This window comes from Kribbella sp. NPDC051137 (assembly GCF_040682535.1).
Classification (GTDB): Bacteria; Actinomycetota; Actinomycetes; order Propionibacteriales; family Kribbellaceae; genus Kribbella; species Kribbella karoonensis.
The window spans coordinates 1282219-1297617 of the sequence record NZ_JBFBBI010000001.1 but is presented as its reverse complement, the minus strand read 5'-3'; the positions used below and the strand labels follow the sequence as shown (position 1 = coordinate 1297617).

Here is a 15399-nt window from a genome sequence, read left to right as displayed (position 1 = left end):
GATCACGGAGTGCACGTCGTCATCATGGGATGCGGCCGCGTCGGGTCGATGCTCGCCCGCGGTCTGGAGAAACGCGGCCACACGGTCGCGATCATCGACCAGTCGGCCGACGCGTTCCGGCGTCTGAGTCCCGCCTTCACCGGCCGGACGATCGTCGGGATGGGCTTCGACCGGGAGATTCTGATCGAGGCCGGAATCGAGGACGCCGAGGCGTTCGCGGCCGTCTCGAACGGCGACAACTCGAACATCCTGGCCGCCCGGGTGGCGCGCGAGACGTTCGGCATCGGGAACGTGGTCGCCCGGATCTACGACCCGGGCCGCGCCGAGGTGTACCAGCGGCTCGGCATCCCCACCGTCGGCACGGTCCGCTGGACCGTCGACCAGATGATGCGCCGGCTGCTCCCGGAAGGCTCCGAGCCCGAATGGCGGGATCCTTCCGGTACGGTCCGGCTGGCCGAGGTCCACGTCCACGCGGACTGGATCGGCCGGGTCGCCCTCGACATCGAGAAGGCCACCGGCGCCCGGGTCGCGTTCCTGACCCGGCTCGGCGAGGGCCTGCTGCCCAAGGCCGACACCGTCATCCAGGAAGGCGACCTGGTCCACGTCGTGATGCTGGAGCGGGACGCCGCGACGATCGAGTCCCAACTCGGCACCAAGCCTGAGGAGCTGTGATGCGGGTCGCCATCGCCGGAGCCGGGAACGTCGGTCGTTCGATCGCCGGCGAACTCCTGGAGAACGGCCACGAGGTACTACTGATCGACAAGGACCCGCGCGCGATCAAGGCCGAGTCCGTGCCGCGCGCCGAATGGCTGCTGGCCGACGCCTGCGAGCTGTCGTCGCTGGAGGAGGCAGCGCTGCAGCGCTGCCAGGTCGCGATCGCCAGCACCGGCGACGACAAGGTCAACCTGGTCGTCTCGCTGCTCGCCAAGACCGAGTTCGGCGTTCCCCGAACCGTTGCCCGGGTCAACCATCCGCGCAACGAGTGGATGTTCAACGAGGCCTGGGGCGTGGACGTCTCGGTGTCCACGCCGCGGATCATGTCCGCCCTGGTCGAGGAAGCCGTCTCGGTCGGCGACCTGGTCCGGCTGTTCACCTTCCGCCAGGGCGACGCGAACCTCGTCGAGCTCACCCTCCCCGAGGACTCCCCGATGATCGGCCAGCGCGTCGGCGACGTCGACTGGCCCCTCGACACGGCCCTGGTGGTCATCCTCCGCGAAGGCCGCGTCCTTCGCCCCGACCCCGAAGGCACCCTCGAGCTCAACGACGAGCTCCTGTTCGTCGCCGCCGACGAAACCGAGGAGCAGCTGGAAGCGATCCTCTCCCCCCACCACCTACGCGGCGAGTAGCTACCTAGGGCGCGGTGGGTGGGCGGGTCGAGGACTGCGCGGGTTCCTCGGGCTTGACCTCGGGGCGGGTGCCGCGGAGCAGGTGGGCGAAGTTGTCCTTGACCTCGTCCCACTTCTCCGCCGGCATCGAGGCGCGCAGTACGGCGTACGCGGCCCACAGCGTGACGGCGTAGAACGGGAGGCCAAGGCCGATCTTGGCGATACCCAGGGCGTTGACGTTGTGGGCGATGTAGAGCGGGACCATGATCACCAGGCGGATACCGACCTGGCTGGCGAAGACGATCGTGACCCGGTTCAGGCCGCGGAACAGGTCGGGGTCCTTACGCCAACCGAGCCACGTCTGGGTGATGACGCCGTACAGCAGGCCGAACAGCGGGTACCGGGTGACGATCGTGACCAGGTACAGCAGGCCGTAGCCGGCGTTCAGCAGGATGCCGGGCAGGAACGCGTCCTGGGCCTGGCCGGTGTGGTGCGCGGTCCAGGCCGAGATCAGCACGCCGATGAACCCGGCGATCACGCTCGCGACCGGCTTGCGCCGGATCAGCCGGTACAGCGCCACGACGCCGGCGGCCGAGATCGCGACGATCAGCGCGAGCTTGAGGTTGTGGTCGCTGAACCCGTACACCAACGTGAACGCGATCCACGGCAGGCCGACGTCGACCATCATGCCGACCCAGCTGCCGATGCCCTTCGACGCAGGCGGGGCGGCTGGAGCGGGCTCAGCCATGGGCTTCTTGGGGCCGGAGCTCGTAGCGCGGGTTGAACATCACCCGGTCGCCGTCGACGACGCCGATCCGGCCGGAGGCGATCAGCTCCGAGCCGGCGTGGATACCGCCGATCTTGCGGCGGCCGAGCCAGATCAGCTTGACCGTGCCGGTTCCGTCGTACAACTCACCCTCCAGTGCCGGTACGCCGCCGCGCGGGCTGAACGTGATGGTCCGCAGTGTCCCGTACAGCGTGACGAGCTCCCGGTCGTGGCAGCCGGTGATGGAACGCGCACCGCAGTCCTGCGCGAAGTCCTGGAGGACTTCCGCGTCCTGCTGGTCGCGGTCCCCGGCCAGGCCGCGGAAGGCGCGCTTCCACATCCCCGCGGGTTTGTTGCTGCCCATGATGTCGAGTGTAGTCCGGTCAGGCCTGCTCGGTGTCGTTCGGCTGGGCGCCCTCGGGCAGCCGCAGCGGCAGCGACTCGCGGACCGCCATCGGCTCGGTCCCGCGGACCACGACCACGTTCCGCAGGGTCTCCTCCATCGGTGCTGCGGCGTCCGGCTCGACGGCGGCGCGACCCAGGACGGTACCGCGGAGCAGCCAGCGCGGGCCGTCGACGCCGATCACCCGGGACGTCTGGCTGAAGACCTGTCCCTCCGGGTCCTCGACCGGGACCACCAGCACAAGTTCGGTACCGAACGGGCCGTCGGTCTCGGTCGCGGTCCCGCCCATCCGGGCGGCCTCGTCCATGATCTCCTGGCGTACTTCGTCCCAGATGCCGCTGGTCTTCGGCGCCGCGAACGCCCGCAGCTCGAGGGCGGAGTCGTCCAGCATCAGCAGCACGGCCTGGACGACGCCGCTCTGCTCGTCGACCTGCAGCCCCAGCTCCATCCCGGGCATCCCGGTGACCTGCAGCGCACCCAGGTCGATCCGGTCGCCGGACTCCAGGTCGGAGTCCTCGACCTCGGTCGAGTCGAACGGGCCTTCGGCACGAAGGTCCGGCGTCTCCTCGACGGTCTCGCTCGTCTCGGGCTCGTCGTTCTTGCCCTTACGGCGGAAGATCACAGCTGTTGCCTACTTCCTCGATGTTGGTCCGGGCGCTGGTGCCGCGCCGTAGTCTCGCGCATCCGGCAGGTCAAACCGGTGCACCTGATCAGCGTGTCACATCTCCGAAACCGCCGGTCGACCCGTGCCCCTGGTCGCCGCGCGCGGAGCCCGGCAGCGTGGTCACCTCGACGAACCGGGCCTTCTCCACCTGCTGGACGATCAGCTGCGCGATCCGGTCGCCGCGCCGGACGGTCACCTCGGCGTGCGGGTCGAGGTTGATCAGGTTGACCTTGATCTCCCCGCGGTACCCGGCGTCCACGGTGCCGGGCGCGTTGACGATCGAGACGCCGTGCTTGGCGGCCAGGCCGGAGCGCGGGTGCACGAACGCGGCGTACCCGTCCTGCAGCGCGATCGCGATGCCGGTGCCGACCAGGCCGCGCTCCCCCGGCTTCAGGGTCAGGTCGGCGGCCGCCACCAGGTCCGCGCCGGCGTCGCCGGGGTGCGCGTAGGAGGGCAGCGGGAGGTCAGGGTCGAGTCGCTGGATCAGTACCTCGGTCACGAGAGGCGACCCTATCGAGCAGTCTGTACGGTCCACATGCCAGGCTGGTCCCGTGGGCCTGGAACAAGAGACGTATCGCGAGAGTCTGCGGGTGCCGGTGTCGTGGTGGATCATCGCCGTCGCCACCGTGATCACCTTGTTCGTCATCGTCGCCGTGCCGGCCGGAACGCTCGCCGGCGCGATCGTCGGCGGACTCTCCGCGGTCATGCTGCTGGCGTTGTTCCTCCGGTACGGCGGGGCGCGGGTCGAGGTCGACGCGCGGAAGTTCCGCGCCGGGCGGGCCGAGATCGACCGGTCCTACCTCGGGGACGTGGAGGCGCTGACCGGTGACGCGGCGCGGACCGCGTTCGGGCGGGAGTGCGACCCGAAGGCGTACCTGGTCCTGCGCAGCTACCTCCCGGGCGCGGTCCGGGTGCAGATCACCGACCCGGGCGACCCGGCGCCGTACTGGCTGATCGCCACGCGGCACCCCGATCGGCTTGCTGCGGCGCTGAGTGGGCACAGCGTGGGAAGATCCTGACTGTCAGCAGTCTGTACGAGGAGGGTTTGCAGTGGTCGGAGCGAAGATCGGCTGGAAGCTGGTGCAGGCCGCGTTCACCATCGTGGTTGGCCTGGCCGCGAGCAAGGCGGTCAGCACGGCCTGGAAGCTGGGATCCGGCGGGAAGCCGCCGAAGGACGGCCAGGGCGAGTACCTGGAGGTCATGACCTGGGCTGCCGCGAGTGCCGCGGCCGCCGCGGCCGCGAAGCTGTTCGCGGAGCGCCGCGCCGCCGCGTACTACCTGAAGTCCACGGGCCACGCGCCGCCCGGCTACGTGCAGGACTCCAAGGCGCGGCTGATCAAGGGCACCGACACCGGTCTGGTCAAGAAAGAAGACTGAACAGGAGTCGACGCACAACAGCGGGACCTTCCCACCGGAGTGGGACGGTCCCGCTGTGCGTTGTGACGAAGTAGGGCGCCGCGACGGCTTCAGGCTGCGCAGTCGCGGCAGATCAGCTGCCCGTTCTTCGTTTCGGCGAGCTGGCTGCGGTGGTGAACCAGGAAGCAGCTCGAACAGGTGAACTCGTCGGCCTGCCGCGGGAGGACCCGGACCGCCAGCTCCTCGTGACTCAGGTCCGCGCCGGGCAGCTCGAAGCTCTCCGCGGCCTCGGCCTCGTCCTCGTCGACCTTGCCGGAGTTCTTGTCGTGACGCCGAGTCTTCAGCTCCTCGATCGACTCTTCGGAAGCGTCCTCGTCCGTCTTGCGCGGGGCGTCGTAATCAGTCGCCATGGTGTTTCCCTGCCCTCTTCGTACCCGTGGTGTTGCCTGCTGAGCCCTTGAACGGGTGGAGCGGCCGAGAAATTCCGCGTCGGAGCACCGCGCCGAATCTTCGTCCCCCGAAACCCTTGACAGCCAGGCCGGGATCGGCAATCACCGTTCCCGAGGACGGGATTGTGCCCTATAAAGGTCCGCAATGCACGACTGGGTCCAGGGTGTGGCCCGCGTGTCGCAACAAATGTCAGGACCGAACACAGGAATGCTCGTTAGTGCGCGGTACTGCGCAGAAACGAGCACTCAGGAGACTCTAAGCGCGCAATGGGTCCGCTTCGGCCAGCAAGTCATGGAACGGGCCGAAGAGCGCCGGAGCGGCCGCGATCGACATCTCGGGCGACACCGGAGCACCATGCAGGCCACCGACGGTCGCGCCGGCCTCGGACGCGATCAGGGCGCCCGCGCCGTAGTCCCACGGGTTCAGCCCGCGCTCGAACACCGCGTCCAGCCGGCCGCACGCCACGTAGCACAGGTCGATCGCGCCGACCCCGATCCGGCGGATGTCGCGGACCTTGGTGATCAGGTGCTGGATGACCTCGGCCTGCACCTGCCGGCGCGCCGGGTCGTACCCGAAGCCGGTGCCGACCAGCGCCTTCGCGAGCTCGGTCTCGCCGGACACCCGGATCGGGCTGCCGTCGGCGAACGCACCGCCACCGAGAGTCGCGGTGAACACCTCGCCCTTCGGCGCGTCCACCACCACGCCGGCGACCGTCCTGCCGTCCAGCTCGACGGCGATCGAGACGGCGTACGTCGGGAGGTCGTACAGGTAGTTGACCGTGCCGTCGATCGGGTCGACGACCCAGCGCACCCCGCTGGTGCCGACCACGTCGTCGCCCTCCTCACCCAGGAACGAGTCGTCCGGCCGGGCCTTCAGCACCCGGGCCCGGATCAGCTCCTCGGACTCGCGGTCGACCGCGGTCACCACGTCGGTGACCGTGCTCTTGGTGTCGGCGACGGTGATCGTGCCGCGGCGGCGTTCGACGATCAGCCGCGCCGCCTCCTCCGCCACGTCGACGGCGAGCTTCAGCAACTCTTCCGGGGAAGTCATGCGTGGTCCTCAACTCGAGCAGGTCGGCGCAACGGTGGGCAGCAGTCGTGGCGGCAGTCGTCCCAGCCCGGGCCGAGTGCGCCCAGGCAGGGCCGGTCGGGCTGCTCGCCGCGTTCGGCGGCGGCCCGCTCGACCACGAGGTCGCGGAGCATCGTGACGAACTTGGGGTCGGTCCCCGGGGTCGCGGCACGCGCCATCGGCAGGTCGAGCTTCTTGGCGGTGTTCGCGGCCTCGGTGTCGAGGTCGTAGATGACCTCCATGTGGTCGCTGACGAACCCGATCGGTACGACGGCCACGCCGGGCACATGCTCGGCCGCCAGCACCTCGAGGTGCTCGTTCACGTCCGGCTCCAGCCAGGGCACCTGCGGCGGGCCGGACCGCGAGCAGTAGACGAGGTCGGTCCGGCGGAACTGTCCGGTCCGACGCTCCACCTCCGCGGTGATCGAGGCGGCCACGTCGTTGTGCCAGTCGAGGTACCCGTTGCCGTCCGGGCCGCTGGTGGCGTTCATCGCGGTCGGGATCGAGTGCGTCACATACGCGATCGCGGAGCCGTCCGGGAGCTTGCTCAGCGCCTCGGCGGTGGACTCCACGAACGCTCCGACGAAGCCCGGGTGGTTCGCGTAGTGCCGGAGCTTGTCGAAACGCGGCGCGTCCGGGACCTCGCGGGCGGCGTCCTCCAGATTCTCCCGGTACTGCCGGCAGCCGGAGTACGACGGGTAGGCGGACGTGACGATCACCACGGCCCGGCGTACCCCGTCGGCCGCCATCTCGCGCACCGTGTCGGTCAGGTACGGCGCCCAGTTGCGGTTGCCCCAGTAGAGCGGCAGGTCCAGCCCGATCTCGTCGAACGACTCCCGCAGCGCGGCGAGCAGTGCCCGGTTCTGGTCGTTGATCGGGCTCTTGCCGCCGAACGCGTAGTAGTGCTCGCCGACCTCCTTCAACCGCTCGTCCGGGATCCCGCGGCCGCGGGTCACGTTCTGCAGGAACGGGAGCACGTCCTCGGGCTTCTCCGGGCCACCGAAGGAGAGCAGCAGGACGGCGTCGTACGGGGCTGTGTCGATCGGAGCTGCAGCTGGCGACATATTCCAAGCTTCTCAGACGCGGATGACCTAAGCTGCTCCCGGTCTCTCATGCTCAAGCCCTACTTCCATCTCATGCGCCGTCCCGGCGCCGGTGCGTTTTTCGCGGCCGGCATCCTCGGGCGGATGCCGATCTCGATGATCGGCCTCGGAATCGTCATCCTGATCGCCCGGGAGAGCGGCTCGTACGGTCTGGCCGGCGCGGTGTCCGGCGTGGCCGTGATCGCGGGCGCGCTGACCGGCCCGATCCAGGGCCGGCTGGTCGACCGCTTCGGTCAGCGCGGGCTGATCCTGATCGGGTCGGTCGCCTGTACGGTCGGCCTCGCCGGACTGCTCGTCGCCGTCCGTGCCGGTGCGGCCACCTGGGTGCTGTACGTGCTGTCTTTTGTTGCCGGCGGCACCCGTCCGCAGGTCGGGTCGTTCGTCCGGGCGCGCTGGACCCACCTGCTCGGCCGCGGCCGAGCGCTGCAGACCGCGTTCGCCCTCGAGGCGGTCGGTGACGAGGTCGTCTTCATCGTCGGCCCGGTCCTGGTCACCACGCTCGCGACCCAGGCCAGCCCGTACGCCGCCTTGTCCGCGGCCGGTGTACTAGGCCTGGCAGGCGGGATCTGGTTGGCGATGCTGCGCGCGTCCGACCCGCCCGGCCGCGGGAAGTCGAACGGTGCCGAACAGGCGCCGCTCCCCTGGTTGTCGATCATGCTGCTGAGCCTGATCGGGCTCGGCCTCGGGGCGACGCTCGGCGGCGCGGAGGTGATCACCGTCGCGTTCACCACCGAGAAAGGCAAGGCCGGGCTGGCCGGTGTCGTGCTGGCGATCTGGGCGTTCGGCAGTCTGCTGGCCGGGCTCTGGTACGGCTCGGTGCACTGGCGCGCCCCCGTCGAGCGGCGGCTGCTGCTCGGCACGATCGCGCTGGCGATCACACTGGCACCGCTTCCCTGGGTCAACAGCATCCCGCTGCTCGGCGTCGTGCTGTTCTGCTGCGGTATGACGATCGCGCCGACCATGGTCGCGGTCACCGCGTGCGTCGAGGAGTGGGTACCGCCGGAGCGGCTGACCGAGGCGATCACCTGGACCGTCACCGGCATCCTGCTCGGCGTCGCGCCGGGCAACGCGGCCGCCGGGCACGCGGTCGACATCTGGGGTCCGTCGAACGCGTACTGGGTCCCGTTCGGGGTCGGGATCGCGTGCGCGATCGTCGCGGCGATCTCAACCACCTTCGCACGGCCGAAAGAGCGATTCGCCCACAACTAGGCTTGTATCTCCTGTTAGGGGAGGTGTTTGGGTGTCAGGCATGGACCATTCGATCGGTGCGCTGGCCCGGCTCGGGGGTGTCTCGGTGAAGACCGTTCGGCACTACTCCGAGCTCGGCCTGCTCGCGTCCTGCCGGACCTCGGCAGGCCACCGGCGGTACGACGAGAGTGCCGTCGCCCGGCTGCGCCTGATCCGGACGCTGCGGGCACTCGACCTCGACCTGCCGACGATCAGCGCCGTGCTGCGGCAGGAGCGGTCGATCGCCGAGGTCGCCGCCACGCACGCGAACGCACTCGCGATCCAGCTCCGCACGCTGCAACGGCAGCACGCACTGCTGACGGTCCTGGTCCAGCACCCCGACCTGGAGGACCTGCACCTGATGACCGAGCAATCCGCACAGGACCGCCGCGCGCTGATCACCGACTTCCTCGAGGAGACACTGCACGGCGTCCCTCCGGCTGTCCACCAGAACCTCACCCCCGTGCTGCCGGACGACGCCACCCCGGAGCAGGTGTCCGCCTGGCTCGAGCTGACCGCGCTGATCACCGACGAGGGCTTCCGTACGACGCTCCGCAACCTCGCGAGTGGATACCACGCGCTGGCGGCCGGCAACCCGCTGCGCCCCGACCCGGAGTACCGCAGCAGCCTGATCGCGCTCCGCCGGCACGTCGACGCACGCTGGGACCGCTACGTCGAGTTGGTTGCCGTGATCAACGGCTGGACGCCGCCGTCACGGATTGCGGGGTAACGGCGCGTTCCAGCCGCGGCGGATCGCGAGCAGCCGGATCCCGAAGCACGTCAGAGCGGCGGTGATCGGGACCCACAACGCGTGGTACTCCAGCCACGCCGCGACGACCACGATGCCGGCTCCGACCAGTGCGGGGATCGCGTAGATCTCCGAACGCAGTACGACGGGGACGCGGCCGCTGAGCACGTCCCGGAGGACTCCCCCGCCGATGCCGGACAGCATGCCGAGCAGGGCGGCCGAGATCGGGGACAGGCCGAAGTCGATCGCCTTCAGGGCACCGGTGACGCAGAACAGCGCGAGGCCTGCGGCGTCGAAGATGTTCACCAACCGCTCGACGCGGCCGATCCCGGGATGCAGGAAGAACGTGATCAGGCCGGCCGCGATCGGCACGACCAGGTACCGCCAGTCGCGGAGCGCGGCCGGAGGCGTCTGGCCGATCAGCACGTCGCGGATGAACCCGCCGCCCAGGCCGGTGACGAGCGCGAGCACCTGGATGCCGAAGACATCGAGCTTCTTCCGTACGCCGACCAGCGCGCCGGTGATCCCGAACACGAAGATCCCGACCAGGTCGAGCACATGCAACACCATGGGCCGAACGCTAATCGAAAGGCGCCGCCGCTCTGTCGCTTCTATCGTTGGTGGACATGAGCCGCGCTCCCGACGTCGACTACTTCGCCACTTCGGCCCGTCCTGCGTGGGACACGTTGCCGCCGGCCTTGCACGAGGCGCTCGCGGAGGCGCTCGGCCGGCGGATCGTCGACGTGGCGGCTCCGGTGTCGTCCGGGTTCACCGGAGGGTTCGCGGCGCGGGCCCAGCTGACGGACGGGCGGCGGGTGTTCATCAAGGCGGCGCCCGAGGGAATGCATGCGTACGACGCTTACCAGCGCGAGGCCGAGGTGGTCCCACAGCTTCCGGCGCTGGTGCGTGCACCGGCCATCGTTGCGACAGCGCTGGCGGACGGCTGGTTCGCCGTGGTTTCCGAGTGGGTGGACGGGCGGATGCCAGGTGCACCGTGGACCGAGACCGACTTCGAGTTGGTGACTGCTGCCTGTGAAGCGACGGCCGACGCGATGCGTCCGAGTCCGTTGGCAGGGCTGGACGGCTTCACGGCCCTTGTCGGGGACGAGGTGACCGTCCCGGCGCAGGTGCTGGCCGGTGCGCGGGAGCTGCCGCGGGGTCTGCCTCAGTGGGTGCCCGGGATCCTGTCCGAGTTGGCCGAGTTGGTGCAACTGGCTCCCGAGGTGCTGGTCGGTGACACCGCGTCGCACTCCGACCTGCGCCCGGACAACCTGCTGATCGACGACTTCGGCACCTGCTGGACGATCGACTGGAACTGGCTGACGCTCGGCCCGCGCTGGCTGGACTGGGTCGGCCTCCTGCCGCTCGCGCAGTACCACGGCATCGACACGTTCGGCGCACTCGCCCGCAGTTCGCTGACGGCCGGCGTACCGGACGAGCACCTCGACTGCTTCGTGGCCGTCATCGCTGCGTACATGATCAAGAACACCGACGCGCCGCCGCCGCCCGGGTGCACGCCGGCGCTGCGCGAGCACCAGCGGCTGTCCGCGTGGACGTTCCTCGACTGGCTGGCCGTCCGGCGCGGGTGGCATACCGTAGACGTATGACCAAGGCGCCCACCAGCAGGTTCAAGGTCGAAGTGCTCGACGGTGACCGTACGTCACGGCGTGAGGACGTCGTCAGCACCGAGGAGCCGCTCGAGCTGCGGCTGGAATGGCCCGGCCGGCCGCCCGAGCCGCTGGTGGTCACGATGCGGACGCCGGGCTCCGACTTCGAGCTGGCCGCCGGGTTCTGCCTCGGCGAGGGGTTCGCGGTCCGCCCGGACGCGATCCGGACCGTTGCCTACTGCACCGATGTCACCCTGACCCGGGAGCAGCAGTTCAACACCGTCACGGTCAGCTTCGACGGTCCCCCGGACCGCGAGCCTCCGCAGCGGTACGGCGTCACCTCGGCGGCCTGCGGGGTGTGCGGTCAGCAGAGTCTCGACGAGCTCGCGGAACGCCAGTACGACCCGGTCGACCCGGTCGAGGTGCCGCTGGACGTCGTACGGCGGTTGCCTGAGCTGCTCCGCGAGGGGCAGCCGATGTTCAACCGGACCGGCGGCCTGCACGCTGCCGGCCTGTTCACCGCGGACGGCCGGAAGGTCATCGTGAAGGAGGACATCGGCCGGCACAACGCCGTCGACAAGGTCGTCGGCTGGACCGTCCTGAACCGGCACTCCCGCAAGGGCCTGGTGCTCGCGGTCAGCGGCCGCGCCGGGTACGAGATCGTGCAGAAGGCGGTCGCTGCCGGACTCGGCATGATCGTCGCGGTCGGCGCCCCGTCCAGTCTGGCCGTCGATCTCGCCCGGCAGTTCGGGATCACGCTGGCCGGGTTCACCCGCGGTGAGCGCTGCGTCGTCTACTCGGCGCCGGAGCGGATCATCCGTCCAGCGTGATGAACGTCGCCTTCGGGACGTACTCGTAGCGGTCCGGCATGCAGGTCAGGATGATCACCTGGCCGTGGTCGCCGGCGCGGCCGAGCAGCGCGCCCATGTCCCGCAACCGGGCCTTGTCGGACCAGCCGAGCGCGTCGTCGAAGATCACCGGGACGCTGCCCTCGCCGGTGCTGACCAGGTGACTGATCGCGAGCCGGGTGATGATGGCCAACTGCTCCTGCGCACCCGTCGACAACGCCTCGACAGGCAGCCGTACGCCGTCCAGTTCGCGCTCCGCGACGGCCAGGTCGTCGTCCAGCCAGACCCGGAACGACGGCCCGTACACGCTCCGCCCGAGCGCCTCGATCCGGCTCTGCAACGGCTCGGAGTACTTCGTCTGCGCCGCGGCCCGGTGCCGGCTCAGCGTCTCGTACACCCGGCGCGCCGCTTCGGCCCGGCGGAGCAGGCTCTCGTACTCGGTGCGGACGGCGGCCAGCTCCAGCTCGGCCAGGTCGCGCCGCGTCGCCAGCCCGTCCCGGCCGGACTGCTCCAGCCGGCCTTCCGTCGTACGGAGGGCGTCGCGCAACCGGTCGCGCTCGTCCTGCAGGCGTTTGGCGACGTCGAGCGCGGCGGCGAGCTCGTCGGCGACCTGGTCCGCGCCGGCTGCATCCGCCTGCTCCTGGACGGCGGTCAGCTCCTCGAGCACCGCCTCGACTTCGGCGGTTGCCTCGGCTTCGGCCGCAGCCACAGCCTCGTCGTCGAGCACCCCGCGCGCGGCCTCCAGCGACTCCAGCGCCGCGGTCAGCCGCTCACCGGCGAGCTCCGATCGGGCGCGCGCGTTCTGCGCCTCCGAGCGATCCTCGTCGGCGGCCTTCCGGGCCTGGGCCGCGGCGAACTCCGCGTCGGCGAGGAGCCGCTCGGCCTCCGCGAGTCCGTCGCGAGCGTTCTCCAGCGCTCGCTGTGCACCCGCGAGATCGTCCGGCTCCGGCTCGTCCACTTCGAAGCCGTCGAACAGCGTGTCGTGCGGTGACGCGAACTCCTCGAACAACGACATCTGTCCAGGCACGCCCTCGACCGCGGGCTGCTTGCCGGACTCCTCTTCGTCGGTCCCCAGCCGCGCGGTCAGCACCGCGATCCGCTCCCCCGGATCCCCTCCGGCGGTCAGCGACTTCTCCGTCCGGCGCGCCTCGTGCAGCTCCGCCGCCGCCGTGTCGGCCTTCCGCAGCAGGTCCCGCGCCGCGGCGACGTCCTTCACGCCGGCCTTCTTCAGCAGGTCCTTCTCCCGGCGGACGGCGTCATCGACCCGCGAGCGCAGCGTGGCCGCCTCGCCGCCGGCCCGAACGGTCACCTCGACCTGCCCCGGTACGCCGACCACCAGCTCGCCGGACACCAGCAGCTCGGTCGACTCGTCGAATCCGAGGTCCGCCGGTACGTCGCCCTCCAGGCCGGTCCCGGACAGCTCCACCGGCTCCGCGCCGAGCCGCCGTACGGTCACCTCGGGTACGCCGGCCGCGAGCGCGGCGCGGGCCTCGACGACCGCCGCCCGGGCGTCCTCGAGCGCGGCCACCAGCGCGTCGTCGACCTTGATCCGGTCCAGGATCGTGCCAGCGGCGGCGATCCGGGCACGGACCTCGACCAGCTCGGTCTGCTGCCCGATCAGCCGGTCCAGCTCGGCGCGGTCCACCAGCTCCGAGACCCGGCGCTCGGCCGCCTGGACCTCGGTACGCCGGACGTCCTTGAGCTCGACGACCTCCGCGAGGGCGGCCTCCGCGGCCTGCACCAGCTCGGCCGCCGTCTTCGCGACCAGCTCCGCGTCGGACCGGCGCGCGGCGTGCTCGGCCTCGAACTTGGTGAACCGCTCGACCTCCTCGAGCAGGCGCTCACGGTCGAGGCGGGTGCGGGTGTGGTTCTCCAGCCGGGCCCTTGCGGTCTCGGCACGGGACCTGACCGAGTCGCGGCGCAGCAGGATCTCGTCGGTCGCCTGCTTGCGTTCGCGCAACACCTCGACGCCGGACAGGTGGTCCGTCAGCCGGATCGACACGTCCTCCAGGTCGAGGTTCAGCCGCTCGGCGCGCCGGATGTCCGACTGCACCTCGTCCATCGCCTGCAGCGCCTGCTTGGCCGCGAGTTCGGCGGCCGCGACCGCCTTCGCGGAGCGCGCGAAGTCACCGGTCGGCTTGCCGCGCGGCGTCCAGTACCGCAGGTACTCGTGCTCGACCGCGGTCACCAGTGGCATCGACGCACCGTCGACCGGCGTACCCGACTCGGCGGTCACCGCGGTGATCAGCGGCTCCGCGTCGGCCGGTGTTGGCAGCACCAACGACTGCCCCTGGCTGACCATCAGCGTCTGCCAGAGCACCGGGTCGACGTTCTCGTGGAACAGCCGCTCGGCCTCGTTGTGCGCCTCCCGCCCGGTCCAGGACCGGCGGCGGCCGTCCGGCTCGACGATGGTCAGCTCGGTCGAGCGGTTCTTCAGCCAGCGTTTCGCGTAGGTCAGCTCGCGGCCGCCGAGGCTCAGCTCGACGGTCACCTCCGGGCCGACGTCCTGGCCGGCCGGCTGGATGTCCCGGATCCGCGTCGACTTCGAGTCGTCGGGCAGGTCGAAGATCAGCCCGAAAGCCTCGACCAGGCTGGACTTCCCGACCTCGTTGTCACCGACCACCACGGTGGTGCCGAGCGCGCGGAACCGGACACTACGGTCCTTGACGCCACGGAAGTCCCGTAGCGCCAAGCTGTGTAATCTCATCCCGCGTCCCGCGCCAATCGATGCATCAACGAGAGCGCGGCCCCGGCGTCCTCGTCTCCGCCGGCCAGCGCCTGCCGCAGTTCCTCCATCGCGGCGCGAGCCGGGCCGCTGAGTTGCAGCGACTCCAGGTCCGCCGCGTCCGGTGCGGGGCGCACCGTCCAGAACTTGGCCCACCGCTCGACGCTCGCGAACACCTCGCCCTGGGCGTCGATGATGCTGTCCAGCCGGGCCAGCAGCGGGAGCGACAGCGAGCCGTCGCCGGCCAGCCGTACGTACGTCCGCTCCTTGTCCGGGAGCTCCGCGAACCAGTCCTCGAGCGCGGTGATCGACTCCTCGTCGAACAGCTCGACGCGGTGGTCGACCATGTGCCAGGCGCCGACCCGGACCGGTTCCACCTCGATGCCTTCGCCGATGGTCACCTTGAGCACGTTGCCGGGCGCGTCCTCCTCGGGCGACGTGACCTCCTGCGTGCCGGAGAACCAGATCCGGTCCGTGACGCGCGTCGTCGAGTGCCGGTCGCCGAGGCCGACGTACTGGAGACGGCCGTCCGCGACCGCGGCTTCCAGGGCGGTCTGGTCGATCGGCGGCACTTCGGACATCCCGCCGGAGAGGCTGGTCAGCTGCCCGTGGGCGAGCAGGATCCGGATGCCGCCGGGGTCCGGCGCGAGGTCGGCGTACGCGGGCGCGGCAGGGTCCGAGAGCGGGCGGCGGGAGCGCCACGGGGCGCCGACGATCTCCACACCGGGCAAGATCCGGAACGGCGTCGTTTCGGTCAGTACCGTGACGTGCTCCGGGGCATGCGCGAGCCACTGACTCGACGTCCAGAGCGAGCCCGGCTCGAGGGCGTCGTGGTTGCCCGGGAGTAGCACGACCGGGACCGGGATCCGTTTGAGCGCCTCGCAGGCGCGCAGGATGGTCTGCCGCTCGACCTGGTTGTGCTCGAACACGTCCCCGGTGACGACCACGAACGCCGCGCCGGTCTGCTCGGCGACCTCGCCGATCCGTGCGACAGCATCGAGCCGCGCCTGACCCCACCGGGCCTGGCCGTCCGGCCCCAGGAACCGGCGCATCATTCCCAGCTGCCAGTCCGAGCTGTGCAGAAACGTGATCGAGTCCATTGCGGGAAG

The 15399-nt window shown here is 70.5% G+C and carries 18 protein-coding genes; 8 read left to right on the top strand and 10 right to left on the bottom strand.

The genetic code is table 11. The annotated features are described in order from the left end of the window. Nucleotides 1-9: 9 nt before the first annotated feature. Nucleotides 10-672 carry a TrkA family potassium uptake protein gene (locus AB0M51_RS06150; protein ID WP_344196791.1) on the top strand — a complete coding sequence of 221 codons (663 nt, stop codon included), beginning with the start codon at nucleotides 10-12 and terminating at the stop codon, nucleotides 670-672. Then, the gene (locus AB0M51_RS06145) at nucleotides 672-1346 is read left to right on the top strand and encodes a TrkA family potassium uptake protein (protein WP_344196793.1); all 675 of its coding nucleotides are present in this window, start codon (nucleotides 672-674) and stop codon (nucleotides 1344-1346) included. The genes AB0M51_RS06150 and AB0M51_RS06145 overlap by 1 nt, the downstream gene beginning before the upstream one ends. 4 nt (nucleotides 1347-1350) lie before the next feature. Here AB0M51_RS06145 and AB0M51_RS06140 read toward each other — a convergent pair whose 3' ends face one another. The 4 genes from AB0M51_RS06140 to dut all read right to left on the bottom strand — a co-directional run bounded on the left by AB0M51_RS06140 (nucleotide 1351) and on the right by dut (nucleotide 3657). Beyond that, a complete protein-coding gene (locus AB0M51_RS06140; protein ID WP_344196795.1) occupies nucleotides 1351-2073 on the bottom strand; it encodes a DUF3159 domain-containing protein in 723 nt (240 codons plus the stop codon). After that, nucleotides 2066-2455 carry an OB-fold nucleic acid binding domain-containing protein gene (locus tag AB0M51_RS06135; RefSeq protein WP_344196797.1) on the bottom strand — a complete coding sequence of 130 codons (390 nt, stop codon included), beginning with the start codon at nucleotides 2453-2455 and terminating at the stop codon, nucleotides 2066-2068. The genes AB0M51_RS06140 and AB0M51_RS06135 overlap by 8 nt, the downstream gene beginning before the upstream one ends. Before the next feature lie 19 nt (nucleotides 2456-2474). Further along, nucleotides 2475-3116 (bottom strand): DUF3710 domain-containing protein, encoded by a 642-nt coding sequence (locus tag AB0M51_RS06130; protein ID WP_344196799.1) that lies wholly within the window; start codon nucleotides 3114-3116, stop codon nucleotides 2475-2477. An 88-nt stretch (nucleotides 3117-3204) separates the two neighbouring features. Then, nucleotides 3205-3657, bottom strand: coding sequence for a dUTP diphosphatase (dut, locus tag AB0M51_RS06125; RefSeq protein ID WP_344196801.1), 453 nt, complete (start codon nucleotides 3655-3657; stop codon nucleotides 3205-3207). Nucleotides 3658-3709: 52 nt separating this feature from the next. Between dut and AB0M51_RS06120 the strand changes: the two genes are divergently transcribed. Together AB0M51_RS06120 and AB0M51_RS06115 are read left to right on the top strand one after the other, a co-directional pair. Beyond that, a complete protein-coding gene (locus AB0M51_RS06120) occupies nucleotides 3710-4177 on the top strand; it encodes a DUF3093 domain-containing protein (protein WP_344196803.1) in 468 nt (155 codons plus the stop codon). Nucleotides 4178-4208: 31 nt separating this feature from the next. Continuing rightward, nucleotides 4209-4535, top strand: a complete 327-nt coding sequence (locus tag AB0M51_RS06115; RefSeq protein WP_344196805.1) for a DUF4235 domain-containing protein — start codon at nucleotides 4209-4211, stop codon at nucleotides 4533-4535. 89 nt (nucleotides 4536-4624) lie between these two features. Here the strand turns inward: AB0M51_RS06115 and AB0M51_RS06110 are convergent, their stop codons facing one another. The 3 genes from AB0M51_RS06110 to AB0M51_RS06100 all read right to left on the bottom strand — a co-directional run bounded on the left by AB0M51_RS06110 (nucleotide 4625) and on the right by AB0M51_RS06100 (nucleotide 7096). Then, complete coding sequence (locus AB0M51_RS06110) at nucleotides 4625-4924, bottom strand: DUF4193 domain-containing protein (protein WP_130379292.1); 300 nt, start codon at nucleotides 4922-4924, stop codon at nucleotides 4625-4627. A gap of 295 nt (nucleotides 4925-5219) precedes the next feature. Further along, nucleotides 5220-6014: an inositol monophosphatase family protein gene (locus AB0M51_RS06105; RefSeq protein WP_344196807.1), complete on the bottom strand. Its 795-nt coding sequence runs from the start codon at nucleotides 6012-6014 to the stop codon at nucleotides 5220-5222. Continuing rightward, entirely contained in the window at nucleotides 6011-7096 is a 1086-nt protein-coding gene (locus AB0M51_RS06100; RefSeq protein ID WP_344196809.1) for a ferrochelatase, read from the bottom strand. Before AB0M51_RS06100 ends, AB0M51_RS06105 begins: the two co-directional genes overlap by 4 nt. A gap of 48 nt (nucleotides 7097-7144) precedes the next feature. Between AB0M51_RS06100 and AB0M51_RS06095 the strand changes: the two genes are divergently transcribed. Beyond that, entirely contained in the window at nucleotides 7145-8344 is a 1200-nt protein-coding gene (locus tag AB0M51_RS06095) for an MFS transporter (protein ID WP_344196811.1), read from the top strand. A gap of 40 nt (nucleotides 8345-8384) precedes the next feature. After that, nucleotides 8385-9092 (top strand): MerR family transcriptional regulator, encoded by a 708-nt coding sequence (locus AB0M51_RS06090; RefSeq protein ID WP_344196813.1) that lies wholly within the window; start codon nucleotides 8385-8387, stop codon nucleotides 9090-9092. Here AB0M51_RS06090 and AB0M51_RS06085 read toward each other — a convergent pair. Next, a complete protein-coding gene (locus tag AB0M51_RS06085) occupies nucleotides 9075-9680 on the bottom strand; it encodes a trimeric intracellular cation channel family protein (RefSeq protein ID WP_344196815.1) in 606 nt (201 codons plus the stop codon). The two genes, AB0M51_RS06090 and AB0M51_RS06085, sit on opposite strands and share 18 nt — an antisense overlap. Nucleotides 9681-9736: 56 nt before the next feature. Between AB0M51_RS06085 and AB0M51_RS06080 the strand changes: the two genes are divergently transcribed. Continuing rightward, on the top strand, nucleotides 9737-10717 hold the full coding sequence (locus tag AB0M51_RS06080) for a phosphotransferase (protein ID WP_344196817.1): 981 nt from the start codon (nucleotides 9737-9739) through the stop codon (nucleotides 10715-10717). Then, nucleotides 10714-11547 (top strand): formate dehydrogenase accessory sulfurtransferase FdhD, encoded by an 834-nt coding sequence (fdhD, locus tag AB0M51_RS06075; RefSeq protein WP_344196819.1) that lies wholly within the window; start codon nucleotides 10714-10716, stop codon nucleotides 11545-11547. Before AB0M51_RS06080 ends, fdhD begins: the two co-directional genes overlap by 4 nt. Here the strand turns inward: fdhD and AB0M51_RS06070 are convergent. Together AB0M51_RS06070 and AB0M51_RS06065 are read right to left on the bottom strand one after the other, a co-directional pair. Next, on the bottom strand, nucleotides 11531-14272 hold the full coding sequence (locus AB0M51_RS06070; protein ID WP_363748256.1) for an AAA family ATPase: 2742 nt from the start codon (nucleotides 14270-14272) through the stop codon (nucleotides 11531-11533). The genes fdhD and AB0M51_RS06070 overlap by 17 nt on opposite strands. Beyond that, nucleotides 14269-15390, bottom strand: a complete 1122-nt coding sequence (locus AB0M51_RS06065) for a DNA repair exonuclease (protein WP_344196823.1) — start codon at nucleotides 15388-15390, stop codon at nucleotides 14269-14271. Before AB0M51_RS06065 ends, AB0M51_RS06070 begins: the two co-directional genes overlap by 4 nt. Between the last annotated feature and the right edge of the window lie 9 nt (nucleotides 15391-15399).

Coding starts and splice junctions, on each gene's coding strand:
- AB0M51_RS06145 (WP_344196793.1), top strand. CDS start 672: ATGCGGGTCGCCATCGCCGGAGCCGGGAACGTCGGTCGTTCGATCGCC.
- AB0M51_RS06140 (WP_344196795.1), bottom strand. CDS start 2,073: ATGGCTGAGCCCGCTCCAGCCGCCCCGCCTGCGTCGAAGGGCATCGGC.
- AB0M51_RS06135 (WP_344196797.1), bottom strand. CDS start 2,455: ATGGGCAGCAACAAACCCGCGGGGATGTGGAAGCGCGCCTTCCGCGGC.
- AB0M51_RS06110 (WP_130379292.1), bottom strand. CDS start 4,924: ATGGCGACTGATTACGACGCCCCGCGCAAGACGGACGAGGACGCTTCC.
- AB0M51_RS06105 (WP_344196807.1), bottom strand. CDS start 6,014: ATGACTTCCCCGGAAGAGTTGCTGAAGCTCGCCGTCGACGTGGCGGAG.
- AB0M51_RS06100 (WP_344196809.1), bottom strand. CDS start 7,096: ATGTCGCCAGCTGCAGCTCCGATCGACACAGCCCCGTACGACGCCGTC.
- AB0M51_RS06095 (WP_344196811.1), top strand. CDS start 7,145: ATGCTCAAGCCCTACTTCCATCTCATGCGCCGTCCCGGCGCCGGTGCG.
- AB0M51_RS06090 (WP_344196813.1), top strand. CDS start 8,385: ATGGACCATTCGATCGGTGCGCTGGCCCGGCTCGGGGGTGTCTCGGTG.
- AB0M51_RS06085 (WP_344196815.1), bottom strand. CDS start 9,680: ATGGTGTTGCATGTGCTCGACCTGGTCGGGATCTTCGTGTTCGGGATC.
- AB0M51_RS06080 (WP_344196817.1), top strand. CDS start 9,737: ATGAGCCGCGCTCCCGACGTCGACTACTTCGCCACTTCGGCCCGTCCT.
- fdhD (WP_344196819.1), top strand. CDS start 10,714: ATGACCAAGGCGCCCACCAGCAGGTTCAAGGTCGAAGTGCTCGACGGT.
- AB0M51_RS06070 (WP_363748256.1), bottom strand. CDS start 14,272: ATGAGATTACACAGCTTGGCGCTACGGGACTTCCGTGGCGTCAAGGAC.
- AB0M51_RS06065 (WP_344196823.1), bottom strand. CDS start 15,390: ATGGACTCGATCACGTTTCTGCACAGCTCGGACTGGCAGCTGGGAATG.